Origin of the sequence: Mycoplasma elephantis ATCC 51980 (assembly GCF_000687815.1) — a bacterium.
Classification (GTDB): Bacteria; Bacillota_I; Bacilli_A; order Mycoplasmatales; family Metamycoplasmataceae; genus Mycoplasma_H; species Mycoplasma_H elephantis.
The window spans coordinates 35103-52809 of sequence record NZ_JHXU01000002.1; the positions used below are offsets into that span (position 1 = coordinate 35103).

At 24.5% G+C, this 17707-nt stretch carries 14 protein-coding genes; 8 read left to right on the forward strand and 6 right to left on the reverse strand.

Translation table 4 applies throughout. The features are described 5' to 3' along the window. Window positions 1-404: 404 nt before the first annotated feature. From T380_RS0100665 to T380_RS0100675, 3 genes are all read left to right on the forward strand, one after another. Window positions 405-962: a cytosine methyltransferase gene (locus T380_RS0100665; RefSeq protein WP_342665509.1), complete on the forward strand. Its 558-nt coding sequence runs from the start codon at window positions 405-407 to the stop codon at window positions 960-962. A gap of 84 nt (window positions 963-1046) precedes the next feature. After that, window positions 1047-3053 carry a DUF262 domain-containing protein gene (locus T380_RS0100670; protein ID WP_027334042.1) on the forward strand — a complete coding sequence of 669 codons (2007 nt, stop codon included), beginning with the start codon at window positions 1047-1049 and terminating at the stop codon, window positions 3051-3053. Next, entirely contained in the window at window positions 3014-3922 is a 909-nt protein-coding gene (locus T380_RS0100675; RefSeq protein WP_027334043.1) for a GmrSD restriction endonuclease domain-containing protein, read from the forward strand. The genes T380_RS0100670 and T380_RS0100675 overlap by 40 nt, the downstream gene beginning before the upstream one ends. 87 nt (window positions 3923-4009) lie before the next feature. On the opposite strand, the gene T380_RS0100680 is transcribed toward T380_RS0100675, so the two are convergent. Continuing rightward, on the reverse strand, window positions 4010-4945 hold the full coding sequence (locus tag T380_RS0100680; protein ID WP_027334044.1) for an Abi family protein: 936 nt from the start codon (window positions 4943-4945) through the stop codon (window positions 4010-4012). 50 nt (window positions 4946-4995) lie between these two features. Between T380_RS0100680 and T380_RS0100685 the strand changes: the two genes are divergently transcribed. Both T380_RS0100685 and tyrS read left to right on the forward strand, forming a co-directional pair. Next, the gene (locus T380_RS0100685) at window positions 4996-6612 is read left to right on the forward strand and encodes an ABC-F family ATP-binding cassette domain-containing protein (RefSeq protein WP_027334045.1); all 1617 of its coding nucleotides are present in this window, start codon (window positions 4996-4998) and stop codon (window positions 6610-6612) included. Next, complete coding sequence (gene tyrS, locus T380_RS0100690; RefSeq protein WP_027334046.1) at window positions 6612-7856, forward strand: tyrosine--tRNA ligase; 1245 nt, start codon at window positions 6612-6614, stop codon at window positions 7854-7856. The genes T380_RS0100685 and tyrS overlap by 1 nt, the downstream gene beginning before the upstream one ends. Here the strand turns inward: tyrS and T380_RS0100695 are convergent. From T380_RS0100695 to rpsO, 4 genes are all read right to left on the reverse strand, one after another. Next, window positions 7853-9610 (reverse strand): ABC transporter permease subunit, encoded by a 1758-nt coding sequence (locus tag T380_RS0100695; protein WP_027334047.1) that lies wholly within the window; start codon window positions 9608-9610, stop codon window positions 7853-7855. The two genes, tyrS and T380_RS0100695, sit on opposite strands and share 4 nt — an antisense overlap. Next, window positions 9574-10326: a phosphonate ABC transporter ATP-binding protein gene (locus tag T380_RS0100700; protein ID WP_027334048.1), complete on the reverse strand. Its 753-nt coding sequence runs from the start codon at window positions 10324-10326 to the stop codon at window positions 9574-9576. Before T380_RS0100700 ends, T380_RS0100695 begins: the two co-directional genes overlap by 37 nt. 5 nt (window positions 10327-10331) lie before the next feature. Further along, complete coding sequence (gene cypl, locus T380_RS03780; protein WP_051599928.1) at window positions 10332-11618, reverse strand: ABC transporter thiamine pyrophosphate-binding lipoprotein p37/Cypl; 1287 nt, start codon at window positions 11616-11618, stop codon at window positions 10332-10334. A 144-nt stretch (window positions 11619-11762) separates the two neighbouring features. Then, a complete protein-coding gene (gene rpsO, locus T380_RS0100710) occupies window positions 11763-12029 on the reverse strand; it encodes a 30S ribosomal protein S15 (RefSeq protein ID WP_027334049.1) in 267 nt (88 codons plus the stop codon). 149 nt (window positions 12030-12178) lie between these two features. Here rpsO and T380_RS0100715 point away from each other — a divergent pair, with 149 nt between their 5' ends. Next, complete coding sequence (locus T380_RS0100715; RefSeq protein WP_027334050.1) at window positions 12179-12661, forward strand: hypothetical protein; 483 nt, start codon at window positions 12179-12181, stop codon at window positions 12659-12661. Between the two features lies 1 nt (window position 12662). Further along, window positions 12663-13586: an RluA family pseudouridine synthase gene (locus T380_RS0100720; protein WP_027334051.1), complete on the forward strand. Its 924-nt coding sequence runs from the start codon at window positions 12663-12665 to the stop codon at window positions 13584-13586. Window positions 13587-13643: 57 nt separating this feature from the next. Here the strand turns inward: T380_RS0100720 and T380_RS0100725 are convergent, their stop codons facing one another. Beyond that, the gene (locus T380_RS0100725; protein ID WP_425411597.1) at window positions 13644-14702 is read right to left on the reverse strand and encodes a zinc-dependent alcohol dehydrogenase; all 1059 of its coding nucleotides are present in this window, start codon (window positions 14700-14702) and stop codon (window positions 13644-13646) included. Between the two features lie 175 nt (window positions 14703-14877). On the opposite strand from T380_RS0100725, the gene uvrA reads away from it, so the two are divergent. Beyond that, complete coding sequence (uvrA, locus tag T380_RS0100730) at window positions 14878-17703, forward strand: excinuclease ABC subunit UvrA (protein WP_027334053.1); 2826 nt, start codon at window positions 14878-14880, stop codon at window positions 17701-17703. Window positions 17704-17707: the final 4 nt, after the last annotated feature.

Below are 17707 nucleotides of genomic sequence, written 5' to 3' on the forward strand. Positions count from 1 at the left end.
TAATTATTTTTGTTATATTGTTATAAATAACAAAATTGTGTATTAGACTCATTTCAATATATCTTGCAAAGTTTAAATGTATTTTTTCATATATAATAATTTAAAAATATAAAGGTTAATAACATGTTAATAGAAAATTCATCCATAAACAATAAGGAGAGAGAGAGAGAGAGAGACTAGTCTCTCATAATTTTTTACATAAAAAAATTGTTATTTGAGCTTTATTTGATGATGCAAATTCATCATACAAAAATGGAATAGAAAAATACTTTAATAAAATTAATGATGGCTACAAAATTGAGGTTCATTCGATTGGTATTAATGATATTAATTTTAATGAAAATAGTGATTATTTTTATCACAAAATAGATTTATCCATTACTAATTTTTCACTTATAAAAGAATTGTCTAATTTACCAAAACCAGACATTATTTTGGCATCCCCACCTTGTGAATCTTGATCCTCCGCTGATTGCGCCGGAAAAATAGTAAGGCGTTTTTCAAGCGATGGAATTTGAGAAGTTAAAAATAAAAAATATTATGATGATATGAATAAGACTTGCCACCCTGTTAAACATAGATATTTTGAGCAAAAAGAAAGGGGCAGATTGATAGGGGAGGGCACAATAGCTGGGACAATATTTATCATAAATAGTTTTAAACCAAGGGTATGAATAATAGAAAATCCGACAACATCAAAAACATGAGAATATCAAAGAAATCATTGAAATTTTGTTGGAAACGAAAATAAAACGTATTATAGTGCATATGATAAAAGATTTAGTTTAAAACCAACCATATTTAAATCGAATATTAAATTAAATCTAAGTTTAGAGCGAAAAAAGAGCAATAACCATCATATGGCATTTGGTTCTTATACACAAAGAAGTTCTATACCAAAAGAACTTATAAGAGAAATTATTAAGCAATGCATTGATTATATGGAGAATAAATATAAATAAAGATTGTATTTATAACTAAAACTTATTTGTTATTAAGATTTACCATAAATTTAAAAACATATTAATTATTTAAAGGAAAACAAAATGGATGATAAGAAAAAAATAAATTATTGAACAATAGGAACAGGTCTTGATAATTATTTTGATGCAATAATTAGTTGACTTAAATTTGAAAACTTAGATTTAATGAAATTTAAGGAGACAAAAATTATTTATGAACTTCAAGAAAATGATAATGATGATAATAATAGAGTTAGGTGCTATTTTGAAAATTATGAGAATATTCCTTTTTATAAATGCAATAAGTCATATGGTAAAAGTACAATTGATCAATTTTTACATTTTTTAACATTTTTCGAAGTTATTGAAGAATATTCTTATTCTATTGCACCATATTATTACAAAATAAATAAAAATTTCATAGATAAGTTTTGTTCTTATTTTTATGAAAAAAAATTAGAAGGAATAGAAAAAGAATTATCTTTGTATTTAATGGAAATATTAAAAAATAAATTAACCAAACACAATGAAAAATTGCAAAATTTAATAAATGAAGAAAATGACGAAATTGAAGAAAATGTTTATATTAATACCTATAGCCATAGAATTTTAAATTCTTTTGTTGTAGATTATTTAAGAAAAAAAGAGATACTTACTAATAAATCATTCGAATATAAGGATATAATTAAAAAAATAAAAAAAATTTGCGAAATAAAGAATGATGATTATTATTTTTATAATATATTAAAAAAATTTAAAGATATTTTAAAAAATTCAAATGAATTTTCTAAATTAAATGAGATTTTTGAATTTATTGATAATGAACTTTTTAAAACATTAATCAAGTATTTAAAGTGACCATTCTATGATAATTCGAAAATATTATTTTTAAAAATTGATGATAATAACACAAATAATTATGAAGAATATTGCCTATCTAAAATACAAGATAAAAATAATATAAGTAATGACAATAATTGTTTATTAATAAATATCTATGATCTATTATTAAATTCAGACAAATTGAGTTCAAAACAAAAAATTAATATACCAATTTATCAAAGAAATTATGTGTGAAATAATATTACTGTTTCTAATATGATAAATAGTATTTTAGATGATGTTAGAAACAATAAAGCTAACAACACCAAATATAGTTTTTTAAATAATATAATTTACACAGTAGATCGAACTTATAAACAAAATAATTACTATACAACATTAAATATAATTGATGGACAACAAAGAATATTTACATTATGATTAATAATATTTTCATTATCAAAATTATTGATCGAAGATAAAACTAATTGTGTTGAATTAAATAAAATATTTGAATCTTCAAAAAAATTTAATGAAATATTTTTTAATGAAAATGCAGATGAATTAGAATCATATAAGAACTTTTATGAAATTATAGATTGAAAAGATAATATAGAATTTGAAGGTAACAAAATTTCAGAGTTATTGACAGAAATTTGCAAATTAATTAGAGATTTTTCAAATGATGAAAAAATTAATTTTAAAAAAATATTGGAACATATTTTATTTAATACATATGTTGTCCAAACAATATTAAATGATTTTGAAGGTCATAAAATTTTTCAGAATTTAAATAAAAATGTAAAAATTTTAAATTCATTAGATTTATTAAAAAATCAAATATATACCTATATATATAACGATAAAAATAACAATATAGATCGGAATGAAGAAATTAATAAATATATAAGAATTACAAAACCATTTTATAAAGAGAATGGAGATTTGAATGCAAAATACATAGAAAATTTTGCATCACTTTTATTTTTTAGGGAAAAAACAGAAAGATTTCCAAATTTAAAAAGGAATGATTATGATTTAAACATGTTTGTTTTTGAAGAATTAAAAGCATGTTTTGATAAATGAATTAATGATGAAAAAAATAATTCACCTAAAGAATCCACCATAAAATATGCTTTAAGAAAATTTGAGGAAAATATAAATAAGTATTTTTTAATTAAAAATCCTTATAGCGACTGTAAACCAAACTTTTTTCCAATGAAAGTATATTGTGTTCAATATATGGTATTACAAATAAGGGAGATATAAATGTTACTTATCCCGTTATATGAGAATTACTAGACAAATATAAAATATGAGACATAGTTAAAAAAAATACATTAGTAAAAGATGAATATAAAAATATAGAAATGGTTTCGAAGTGATTATGTGAATTCGAAAAATTTATTGTGTTATGAAAAACAAGATATTTTAAAGGTCAATCAATAGGAGATTCTTTAAGACAAATTACTGAGAGAATCAAGAGTAATGAAACCTACTCTTTATCAAGATTCCGGAAAGAATTGTTAGGAATAATTATTAATGATCAAGACATAAAAATAATAAACGAGAATTTTTGTACAGCAATTAAAGAAAAAATAAGCAACAATATCGAAAAAGATATGATGAACAAAAATAAAATAAATTTCTTAGTTAGAATTGATTTTTATTTATCAAACAGAAAAAAATTAATTATTAGTCCATCAACTTCCGACCTAATTACAGTCTATAATCATAAAAAAATAACATATGAACATTTTTTAGCAAATAAACCAAAAAATGAAATAGAGAAAAAATATCAATTATTATCATCATCAATCGGAAATGGAATTCTACTCACTAAAACAGATAATATCTCAGCAAAAAATAAACCTATATGAGAAAAATACGAATCGTATGAAAAAAACAACACAATTCCAGATACAAACAAAATATATTATGGTGAAAAAGATATATTAAGCCCGCTATTTACTAACGAAATGAAAAAACTATATTCTCAAAAGAATGATAAATTAAAGCATGAACTATTAAATTTATTTGAAAAAAACATTAAATTAAGAGAAGCGCAAATCGCAAATATTCTTTATGAAATGTATAAATATGAAGAAATAAATGAAAATAGTGATGATAAATCATAATTATTATTAATAAGAAAATTTTAGTATAATGATAATGTAAAGATAGTTCTTAACTATGTTTAGCATAGAAAGTCTATTAACGGAGACCTATTGGCCTTCGTTTTTATTTTTATAATGAATATAATTTAAAATTTTTGCACTTATTTCTGTATCAAAACTATCATTATTTATGTATTTATTTATTTTTTGTATAAAAATAAATCTTAATGATTGAAATTCTAACCCATTTCTATTTTTATTATTTAGCGCATCCAAAATATTTACTATATCAAATAGCCTTATTTTTATGTTTTTTGAACCATTGACTACTATTTTTTTCTTAATATTATAAAGAACATTATTGTGACAAATTCTATTTCTTGTTTCTTTTAAAATGACTAAAATAGATAAAAAATATTTTGATGAATAAACATTAATATTTTTTAAAATAATAAATTTAATATCATCGTTTATTTTTTTATAAATATCAATTATTGTGCCAAAAGACATAAGGATCATAAAGATTCAAATTGGGCACATTTTTAGATTATCTTTATATTTCAAAATAAGGTTATTGTATCTAAGTATTCATAATTTATCAATAATTTCTTTTCTTAACGATAGACTTGAATCATAGGGGAAAAGCAAATTTCAATCTTTGTTATTTATGTCAAGTATTTTCCCGTTTTTAAATCTATCAAAGAAACCATTCTCGTTTACTCATTTATTCATTGCATAAATTATTAATGATGAAATTTTTCTTTCTACATTTTGTATATTTGATAAAATAAAATTCGAAATTCCTCGATCAAAATTAAAAAGAGAGATTATATTAGAAGGTCTTGCATTACTTTTATATTTTCTCATTTTACGATCTTCATTTACAAAAAAGAAGTCATTATATCCATTTACAAAATTTTGATATCCATACATTTTAAGATATAACTTAAATTTATTTTTTTCACTTTCGCTTGAGAATTTTAAATTTCTTTGTTCAAGAAGTTCGATTTGTTCATCAATACTTAAAAATGGTTTATTTTTCATTTGTAAATTATATATAATAAAAGAACTAATATTTTGAGGTGTATAAATTTATGATTAATGTAATAGGATTATCAAAAATATTCGCAGATAAAAAGCTTTTTGAAAATGTAAATTTGAATTTTGTTGAATCAGAAACATATGGAGTTATTGGGGCAAATGGCGCTGGTAAATCTACTTTTTTAAAAATTTTAGCTGGCGAAATCGAACCTTCAGGTGGTCAAATAATTATAGAAAAAAATAAGAGAATTTCGGTGTTGTCTCAAGATCATAATGCATTTGATAATGAGGAAGTTACTAAAGTTGTAATTGCCGGCAATAAAAGACTTATTGAAATTGAAAATGAAAAAAATTCTATTTATATGAACCCCAACTCAACAGAAAGTGATTATACAAAAGCGGCACACCTAGAATCGCTTTTTGGTGAAATGGGTGGTTATGAAGCAGAAAATGATGCTCAATCTCTTTTATCAAACCTTGGAATTGAACAAGAAAAATGAAACTTAAATATGTCAGAGCTTAAAGCTAACGAAAAAGTTAAAGTTTTACTTGCAAGAGCATTATTCGGTAACCCTGACGTTTTAATCATGGATGAACCAACTAACCATTTGGATCTTAAATCAATTAAATGACTTGAAACTTTTTTATCTGAATATAAAAATGTTGTTATTGTTGTTAGTCATGATAGCGACTTTTTAGATTCAGTTTGCACTTCTATTGTAGATATTGATTTTAATGAGGCTAGGTTATATCATGGTAATTACACTTTTTGAAAAGAATCATCACAACTTGCTTTAGAAATGCAAAAACAATCAAATGAAAAAAAAGAGGCACAAATTGAAAAACTTAAACAATTTATATCCCGTTTTTCTGCGAATGCTTCAAAATCTGCACAAGCTACTAGTCGTAAAAAACTTCTTGATAAAATAACAATCGATGAAATTAAACCCTCAAATAGAAAATATCCTTATATTCGTTGAGATCTTTTTAGAGAACCTGGTAAACAAATATTAGAAGTGGAAAATTTAACATATATAAATGAAAAAGGTGAAACACTTTTTGAAAATGTAAGTTTTTTATTAGGATCAAAGGAAAAAATGGTTATTCTTGCTAATGATGATATTACTAAAACAAGATTTTTACAAATTTTAGCAGGTGAGATAAAACCAACGAGCGGAACAATTAAATGGGGGCAAACAATCAAAAAAACATATTTCCCAAATGATAATTCAAAATATTTTAATAATACTGATGAAACTATTTTAGAATGAATATCAAAATGACCTTTAGAAAATGAAATCAAAGAAAATAAAGATAATTCAGATCATAGAATGAGACAATTTTTAGGTAGAATGCTTTTTAGTAATGATAGTGTATTCAAAAAAGTTAAGATTACATCCGGGGGAGAAAAAGCAAGGTTAATGTTCTCGCGTATGATGATGTTGGAATCTAATTTTCTTATTTTAGATCAACCATTAGATCACCTTGATACAGAAAGTATTGATTCTGTCATTGAAGGACTAACAGCTTATAAAAGTGGTTGTATATTTACAACATATAATAGAGCTTTTGTTAAAAATGTAGCAAACGTTATTTTAGAAATTAAACCAAATGAGTCTTTTATTTTTAGAGGAAAATTAGATGAATATGAAAAAAGAATGGGGTACTAATGAATATTCTTGAGGAACTAAAATTAAGAGGTATTTTTAAAGATATTTCCGATATAAACAAATTTAATAACCTTTCAAAAGGTGATGGTGTTTATATTGGGTTTGATCCCACTGCAGAAAGTTTGCATCTAGGCAACTATATACAAATAACTATATTAAAAAGATTTGCGCAATATGGATTTAAGCCGTATGCTATTTTGGGCGGAGCCACAGGAATGATAGGAGATCCGAGTTTTAAAAATACTGAACGAGTTTTATTGGATAATGAAACTATACAAAAAAATAAACAAAAAATTAAAAAACAACTTGAACTCTATGGATTGGATGTAATAGATAACTACTCTTGATATAAAGATATGTCTATTATTGATTTTCTTCGTAACATTGGGAAAATGATAAATATTAGTTATTTATTGGCTAAAGATTCAATTAAAACAAGAATTGAAAAGGGATTGAGTTTTACAGAATTCACATATTCATTATTACAAGGTTACGATTTTACACATTTATATAAAACAAAAAATATTTACATGCAACTTGGCGGAAGTGACCAATGAGGAAACATAACAACAGGACTAGAAATGCTAAATAAAATTTACAACAATAATCACAAGGGGTGTGTAATTACAACAAATTTACTTACTGACGAAAATGGTAATAAGATAGGGAAATCACAAGGTGGTGGAGGATTATGAATTGATAAAAACCTATGTTCCCCATTCCATATTTACCAATACCTATTAAATATTCAAGACTCTAAAGTGGAATCGTTTTTAAAATGACTTACATTTATTCCTGTTGATGAAATTGATTCTATTATAAGAAAATCAATGAACGAACCTTCTCTTAGATATGCACAAAAAATGCTTGCATTTGAAGTTGTAAAGGATTTACATGGTGAAAAAGAGGCAATTAAAGCCCAAAAAATAACAGAAGCTTTATTTGTAAATAATAAAGATATATTCAATTTAAGTGATAAAGATTTTGAACAATTAAGAGGAAGTCTACCTTTTTATACAATTCAAAAAAACTCAACAATTCAAGATGCTTTACTTGAAACAAAAATTGTTAGTTCAAAACGTGAATTAAATGAATTTTTTAGAGACAAAACTATATTAATTAACAATAAAAATGTTGAAAATTTACAGAAAATGATTGATTTTAGTGAATTTAATAATAGGTTTATAATTGTTAAAAAAGGAAAGAAAAAATATTTTATTTTAGAAAATAAAACCAACAATTAATGTTGGTTTTGTATATATTTTTTCATATATGATGAACTTAAATTTATGATAATAATCGATATTGTTGAAAACCAAATATAAGCAGCGGCTATATCAGGATGATAACTTTTAACATTATCCAATGATGTCCATATCATATTCCCAAAATTCATTTCTTCCCCCACAAACATACTGTATGTTATTGTATTTCTAAAAATTAACTCAAAATAAAAACTAAGTAATGAATAAAAATCTTTTTTAATCGAAGGAAAGATAAAATTCCTAAAAATAAAATTATTAGAATACCCTTGCATTTTTAAATATGCTATTTTTTGTTCACTTAAATTATCAATTGTTTCAACAACTTGTTTTATTAAATTTGTTGCTTCTTGAATACCTATTAAAATTATCAATAAAATAAATGGTGAATCAAATAATGGTTTAAAAATATAAAACATCACAATAATTGGTATAGTTCTAATTAATACAAAAATGCAACGAGAAATAAATGGATAATAGTTATTATTAGTTAATTTAATACTTGCAAAACGGACAAATAATATTGTTAATATTGCAACAATTACAATGCAGAGTATAGAAAATTCGAAACACTTTAATAACATTAGAAACGAATTTTTACTAAACTCTGTTGAATTTAAATTCAGGCTATTTCAATTCGGTTTAAATAAAGAGGTAACAAATAATTTAATTGCATTCATGTTATGAATAAGAAATTTTATATCTATTAAAACATAAATCGAATAAACAATAATCAATAAAAAAAAGATAAATAAAACAATACTTCTAATATTTCTCTTTTTACTTAAGGATAAATATTTATTTTTATTTGACATATTTTCTTCGAAATTTATTTTCTTTGACTTTGCTTCAAATAAATATTTTTTAAAAATAATATTAATTATTTCTAAAAATATTATAAATGTTATTAAAACAAAAAGCGGTATACCCAACTGTTTAAATTCTTCAGTTGAAGAATAACCTTTTTTCAAGAGAATTCCAATACCCGGTAATGATAATGCACTCAAAATTGAAGTTCATTTCACATTAGATTCAAAAGAAAATAAAAACAAAGAAAAAAATTTATTTTTTGCACGCGACAATATTTCATCCCTAAATGCTTTATATCTAGAATTCCCTTGCATCATTGAAATTTTGTATGCTTTTAAATCAATACTCTCAAGAAGTTCTATGTAGTATTTATGTAGTCATAATCATGTAAATCAAATATAAATAAATAATAAACAAACCTCATTTCTAAATGTCATAGAAAAAATTCTAATAAATACCAATTCGGGAATTGCTCTTAGAAAAAGAATAAATAACTTTATAAAATATGCAAATTTTTTATTATTAATGTTTTTATAAGATAAAAATGATGTTATAATCGCTAAAATAAAACCTATAAATGTGCCAACCAGAGCATATTTAAAAGTTATATACAAATACTTAAAACTTAAAAATCATAAATTATCATACTCGTAACTAAATGAACCTGTTAAAAAATTGCTATTTTTATCAAAACTAAAAATATTTTTTATACGCTCTCAAATTAATTCAAAATTGTTAAATCTAAAATTCCAATTTTGTAAAGCAAATAAAATTACAATAATTGCAACAAATAAAAAAATTAATAAACGTTTATAAATAGGCAATATTTTTATATTCGTTTTCGCTTTAGGACTTTCAATAAAATATTTAAACAAATTTGAATTTAGTTTTACTTTACTTTTTGAATCATGTTTTCTAAATCGCATATGCTTATTCCTTCATTTTTTTTATTAAAAACAATATTTTTATTATTTAACACAATAATTCGGTCAAAAAACTCTAAAGCTAAATTTAAATCATGTGTATTCACAAGGCAAAGTATATTTTTCTCTTTTGTTAGTTTTTTTAAAATAGATAAAACATCTCTTGAAGTGGCATTATCAAGATTTGATGTTGGTTCATCTGCTAAAATTAGCTTTACATTTTTAACTAGCAACTTAGCAATTTCTACCCTTTGTTTTTGTCCCCCGCTGAGATCGCTTACTTTATAAAAAGATTTATCTAAAATATTTAAATCGTCAAGAATTGAAAAAATTTTAATTCGTTGTTCCCTTGTTAAATAGTTAATTAATTTAAAAATTTTATTTTTATAATCATTAATTGATCTTTTAATGTTTAAATATACATTTTCTTCCTCAATTAAGCATGGTTCTTGTATTAGAAAACCTATTTTTTTAATTATATTTTTCCATTCTTTTTTAGTTAATAAGTCAATATTTTTATTGTTAAATAAAATACTACCTAAAGTAGGTTTTTTATTTCTAACAATTAATTTAAATAATGTGCTTTTACCAACACCACTAGGCCCAATAATAGCCACCATTTCACCTGACTTAAATATGCAATTTATATTTTCTAAAATTAGATTATCTTTTTCTTTATATTTGAAACTTAAATTTTTTATTTCCAAAACTTCATTCATAATACTTAATTTATTTCCGGAATATCGTTAACTAAATTTTTTAGGGATTCGGCTTGAATTTGTAAAAGTATAAATTTTTTAAATAAGTCTAAGTCAATTGTTTGAAATTTATTATAACCAGTATATAAACCATATGTATTTTCTTCAACCGATAGTTGCAACAATGTTTTTTGCAATATTTCAAGTTGTTTATTATTAAAATGTCTACGCGCTAAAACAACATCATATGGAGCAGGATTAGTCATTACCAAAACGCGAACCACATCATTTTGTTCATCATCGTAATTTTTATTATTTATAAAATTATCGGGCTTATATCATGAATTATTTCCTTTATTATTTAATCAATTCATTTCACCCTCAGCTGCAAAACCAATTCTACAAGTAACATATCCTGATTTTTTTCCTAATGCATTTTTTGCATCATTACCTTTTATTATATGGTTGTTTGATGTATCAATTAATATTTCATTTATTTCTTTAATTGTTTTATTAAAGTGACGCGCCATTAATGCTACTTGATATTTAAAAGCACTTGTTTTTGAAGTGTCTTTATAAACTAAATTATAAGACAAAAATGTATTTAAATCTTTATCATTTCAACATTTTATTATTGATTCTCTCTCTTTTTTGTTTCCCGAAATATAAATAGCACCTCTATAAACATATGTTAGGTTTTTTTTATCATAAAAATTCGTATATTTAGAACCGTCAAAAATTAATTTATTGGGATACTTAACTCAATCAGGATACTCTAAATTATTTTCTTTGAATCATTTTTCATTATTTTTAATCGCTAGCTTTCTTAATGGGTCAGTTTCTAACCCATTTTCATAATAAAAATTATCTTGTCCTTGCCACGAAAATTTTAATGTACTTGTTTGTGCTACTGGTTTGAATTTTAAATTTGATTTTCAATTTTTATCTTCATTAATATATGCAAAATTAGCAACAAAATCACCATAACTAATAATTGCAATATCTTGTTCTTTATTATTTGCCTTTAATTCATTAAGCATGGAAGTAGAATCTCCGTTAGTTTGTATTTCAAAACTTACGTCAGAATAATTCTTTGCTTCAATATCTTGATTTTTAATTTTATTAAAAGTTTCTGTTAATTTTTTTAAAAATTTTTCTTCTAAATTTGTATTTTTAAAACCATTATTAATTCATTCATTTTTAATTGTAATTTTTTCATCCCATAAATCTTTATCCTCATTTGAACAACTTGTTGTTGCTAACAAAGGTAAAAATATTGATGAAAACACAAAAGGAACTGCTCTTATTTTCATTTATCTCCTTTGATAGCAAAGGAATAAAAAATTTAGCCAGAAGTTACGCATGAATTACCATGATCAACTTATAGGTATAATCTCAGCCGTTAGGCACCCTTTGCTAATAGAATTATAAATTATAAATAAAAAAATAAGCAAAGCTTATTTTCTTATTCCTAATTCTGCAATTAGTTTAACATATGAATCAAAATTTGTTCTCTTAAGGTATGCTAATAATGACTTACGTCTATTTATTTTGGCCATAAAACCACGTTTTGAATGATTATCTTTTGGATTTGCTTGAAAATGTGGTTTTAATGTCTCAATATCTTGAGTTAATAAAGCAATTTGAACTTCAATTGCCCCAGTATTTTTTTTGTTATTTCCGAATTTTTGAACAAGTTTTGATTTTGTTGCTTTTAATAACATTATATCTCCTTGTGTTACATTCATACCCTAGCAATAATTAAAAAAATTAAAACAAAGGAATGAAAACTTATGTAATTAAATTACTATAATATTTTACTATAAATAAAATATGTTTTTTCAATTTTATATAGATATATATAATTTAATTTATGAAAAATAATTCACATATTATAAAAAGAGTAGGTATTTGCGCAAATATTCTAATTATAGTTATTTTGGTTTTTCCAATTATATTTAGAATCTTTAATTTAAAAACTACTTTAATAGAAGTCATAATGGATTCTTTATTTACTTTCTTTGCTTTTATTTTGTTTTATTTTTTTATTTTTAAAATAAAAAAAGATATTTTTTCGAAGCACAAATTAATTTTTGCATCAATAAATATGATAATTATTTTATTTGCATCAATAATTCAATTATCAATATTTCTATACTTTAATAAAAATACGTATGAATTACTACTAGAAAAAAATTTAAATAGATATGAACATATTTTTGTTATTTTGGGTAGTATTTTAGAAATATTAAAATTTATTTTATTAATTATAAATTGATATGTTTCATATAGAATTGTAAAAGAAATTAGCTTTAGTGAAAAAAATATGGCTAATAAATATATTGAGGAAGAATAAAATGATTGAAATAAAAGTTAAATATAAAGAAAGAATAGATAAATATATTTCTGACAATTCAGAAATATCAAGGAATGATATAAAAGAATTAATAAAATTGGGTGCTGTTCAGTGCGATAATGATATAGTTAGAAAACCAAACTATATTCCAAAAATAGATTCAATAATAAAAATTACAAAATTATTAGATAAGGAAATTAAGTTAACAAGTGAAAAAATTGATTTTGAGATTATATTTCAAAATGAAAATTATATTATCATAAATAAACCCAACAACTTAGTTGTTCATCCTTCTCCTTCACACCCCAACAATACATTAGTAAATGGATTATTATATTATTTTAAAAATAATTTATCAAACAATAATGGTTTACTTAGACCCGGAATAGTTCATAGAATAGACAAAGATACTACTGGTTTACTTTTAATTGCAAAAAATAATATTGCACATAATTATTTTGCTGAAATGATTAAAAATCATCAAGTTAAAAGAGAATATTTGGCAATAGTTGAAAATTGACCAGATCAAGATATTTACCACATAAATTTACCAATTGGCAGAGATAAAATGGATAGAAAAAAAATGGGTGTAACTAATATTGATTCTAAAAATGCAATTACACATATTTATGTTTTAAAAAAATTTGAATACAATAACAAAAAACTAGCACTTGTAAAATGTATTTTAGAAACTGGTAGAACGCATCAAATTAGAGTACATCTAAATTATATTAATTACCCTGTTTATAATGACCCTACATATGGAAACAAAGAAAATGATTTCCATCAATACTTACATGCATATAAACTTTCTTTTTGCGATCCATTTGATAGTAAAAATAAATCTTTTTTTGCTAAACCACCAAAAGAATTTGACATAAGTATGTATGATTTTTTAAACTTAAAAAATGATAATCGTAACTAACAAAAAATGCTGAAACTCAATGGTTTTTCAGCATTTTTTAAAGATAATTTATTTTAATTATTTTCTAAAATCTATAACAGCTCTACCTAAAAATTCACCTTTTTGTAATTTATCAAAAATAGATGCTACTTCATCGAGTTTTACAATTTTTGTAACTTCTGATTTAACTTTTCCCTCAGCTGCATATTGTAGAGATTCTGCTAAATCTTGTCTTGTCCCAACTATAGAACCAGCGAGTTCTCTTTCACATAATACAGTTCAAAATATTGAAACTTTTATATCATCTTTACCTAATTTATCTTTTGCGGGCAATCCGACAAGAACTTGTCTTCCACCTCTACGAAGTAAATTCATAGCTTGTTCAGCAGCTTGTGGGGCAACAGATGTATTTATTACACCATGAACTCCGCCGTTAGTAAATTCAACAATTTTATCAACATAATTTTTATCCTTTGCTGAATTTATAGCAAATTCAGCTCCCGAATTTAATGCTAATTTCACTTTTTCATCACTAACATCAATACCAATTGGGCGCATACCCATTGCTTTTGCATATTGGATTCCTAATTGTCCTAATCCACCAACACCAACTACAGCTACATAATTTCCTGGAACACATTTTGTTTGTTTAAGTGCTTTGTATGTTGTAACTCCAGCACAAACAACTGGGGCACCTGTAATTAAATCTAATTTTTCAGGAACTATGCCAACATAATCTTCATGTCCTATTGCATATTCTGCATATGATCCATCTTTTGTATATGCTGACATATTTTGTTTAGGACATAATGTTTCACGTCCTGTTAAACAAAATTCACAACTACCACATGCATCATGTAATCAAGCTAAGCAAACACGATCACCAATTTTTAGACGCGTACATCCTTCACCTAGCGCAACAACTTTACCAATTCCTTCATGACCTGGTATTAAAGGGTATTTTGGTTCAACTAATCAGTCATAATTAGCAGCATGTAAATCAGTATGACAAATTCCTGAAGTTTCCATTTGAATTAACACTTCTTTCATCTTAGGTTTAGGAACATCTACTTCCTTAACACTTCATTTTTTTGGCGAATCAACTACAAACGCCTTCATTTTTTTTGGAATACTCATTTTAATATATAACCTTTCATTTGATCTATTGATCTATCTAATTTTATTAATTTATATATAATAAATAGGTAAATTTAAACATTTTATGGTTAAATGTTTCCATTTTATAACTATGATTATTAGATTATAAAATGAGTAAGTGATAAAATAAGATATGTCAAATTTCAGGGGTTAAATGAGCAAAGAAAAAATTATTATTAAAGGAGCTAAAGAAAATAACTTAAAAAATGTTTCTTTAGAATTACCAAAAAATAAACTAATTGTTTTTAGCGGATTAAGCGGTAGCGGAAAGTCTTCATTAGCTTTTAATACCATATATGAAGAGGGACGTCGTCGTTATATCGATTCATTAAGTACTTATGCCAGAAATTTTTTAGGCGGAACAACTAAACCTAATGTTGAAAGCATTGATGGATTATCACCATCTATAGCTATTGAACAAAAAACAACACATAATAATCCTAGATCCACTATTGCAACAACAACTGAAATTTATGATTTTTTACGTTTACTATTTGCAAGAATTGGTAAACCATATTGCCCTAATCACAAAATTGAAATTGGTGGAAAAACTAATAAAGATATTTTAAACTCTATTTTTTCTTATAAACCGGGAACAAAAATGATGATCTTATCCCCCGTAATTAATGGAGAAAAAGGTACTCATACAATTCTTTTAGAAAAATTAAAAAAGCAAGGCTTTGTTCGCGTAAATATAGATCATGAAACATATTTACTTGAAGATGATATTGTTCTTGAAAAAAACAAGAAACATGATATTGACATAGTAGTTGATAGAATTATTGTTAATGAAGAAAATAAATCTAGAATTTTTGAAAGTATTAAAGTTGCACTAGAATATGGAAAAGGAATTATTAAAATTAGAACAATAGGTAGTGGAGAAGATCAAATTTTTTCAACACTTCATTCATGCGTTCATAATGATTTTGAAATGAAAGCAATAGAACCTAAATTATTTTCTTTCAATGCTCCATATGGTATGTGCTTAAAATGTAAGGGGCTAGGAATGGAATTAAGGGCAAACTGAAATGCTATAGTTCCTGATGAATATAAAACCATTCGAGAAGGTGGAATAAATTACTATAAGGCAAGAGAAAATTCAAATATTGAATGACAAGAATTTCAAGTTTTATTACACGCTCACAACATAAGTATGGATGTTCCTATTAATAGATTAACAAATCAAGAATTAGATATTTTAAAATATGGTTCTGAAGAGGAAATTTCATACACGATAAAATCTTCATCCAACAATGTGTACAAAAGACATAAAAAAATAGAAGGCTTAATACCTAAAATTGAAAGACTCTTTATGGATACAACAAGTACCATGATAAGAAAATGATTAAACAAATATATGGTTGAAGTTAATTGTCGAGAATGTAATGGAAAACGATTAAATAAATATGCATTACTTGTTTACATCAATAATAAAAATATAAATGATTTAGTAAATTTAAGCATTAATGATTTATACGATTTTATTTGTAATATAAACTTAACTGAAACTGAATTAGAAATTTCAAATCTAATATTAAATGAAATAACAAATCGTTTATTGTTTTTAAAAAATGTTGGTCTTGGATATTTAACCCTCAATAGAAAATCCGAAACTTTAAGTGGTGGTGAATCGCAACGTATTCGATTAGCAACACAAATCGGAACAAACTTAACTGGAGTATTATATGTTCTGGATGAACCATCTATCGGACTACATCAACAAGACAATCAAAAATTACTTAATTCACTTAAAAAAATGGTTGATATTGGGAATACTCTAATTGTTGTGGAACATGATGAAGAAACAATATTGCAAGCAGATCATATAGTAGATATAGGTCCTTTTGCTGGTGAAAATGGTGGCAGAATCATTGCTCAAGGAACTGTTGACGATATTATTAATGAACCAGAATCAATCACTGGTCAATTTTTAAGTGGTAATGAAAAGATTGAAATACCAAAGATAAGAAGAAGCGGTAACGGAAATGTTATTAATATTAAAGGCGCTAAAGAAAACAATTTAAAAAATATTGATGTAAAAATACCTTTAGGTAAATTTATTGGTGTTTGTGGAGTTAGTGGAAGCGGAAAATCCACTCTTATAAATAAAATTTTAGTAAATGGAGTTAAAGAAAAATTACAATTAACTCATGAGTTGGTTGGTGAACATAAAACAATTGAAAACTTAGGATATATCGATAAATTAATCGATATAGACCAATCACCAATTGGGCGTACTCCACGTTCTAATCCTGCAACATACACAAGTATTTTTGATGATATTAGAGAAATATTTGCAAACACAAGTGATGCAAAAGAAAAAGGTTTTACTAAATCTCATTTTAGTTTTAATGTTCCGGGAGGAAGATGTGAAAAATGCTCGGGTGATGGTTTAATTAAAATTGAAATGCATTTTTTACCAGATGTTTATATTGAATGCGAAGATTGTCAAGGTAAACGCTATGATTTAGACACATTAGAAGTTTTATATAAAGGTAATAGTATATTCGATATTTTGAATATGACAATTGATAAAGCATCACTTGTTTTTGCTAATCAACCAATAATTAAATCAAAATTAGAAGTTTTAAAAGATGTTGGTCTTGGTTATATAAAACTTGGACAATCTTCAACCACACTTTCCGGCGGGGAAGCGCAAAGGATTAAATTGGCAACATATTTGCTTAAACCTTCAACAGGAAGAACGCTTTATGTTTTAGATGAACCAACAACCGGATTACATACTTATGATGTTAGAAACTTAATTAATGTTTTAAATAAAATTGTCGATAATGGCGATACAGTTATAGTTATAGAACACAACCTTGATGTCATTAAATGTTGTGATTATATTATTGAATTGGGTCCTGAAGGTGGTATAAATGGAGGAAAAATTATTGCAAGTGGCACCCCGGAACAAATTTCAAATGTTTTAAATAGCCCTACAGGAAAATATTTAAAAGCAATGCTTAATAAATAAATAT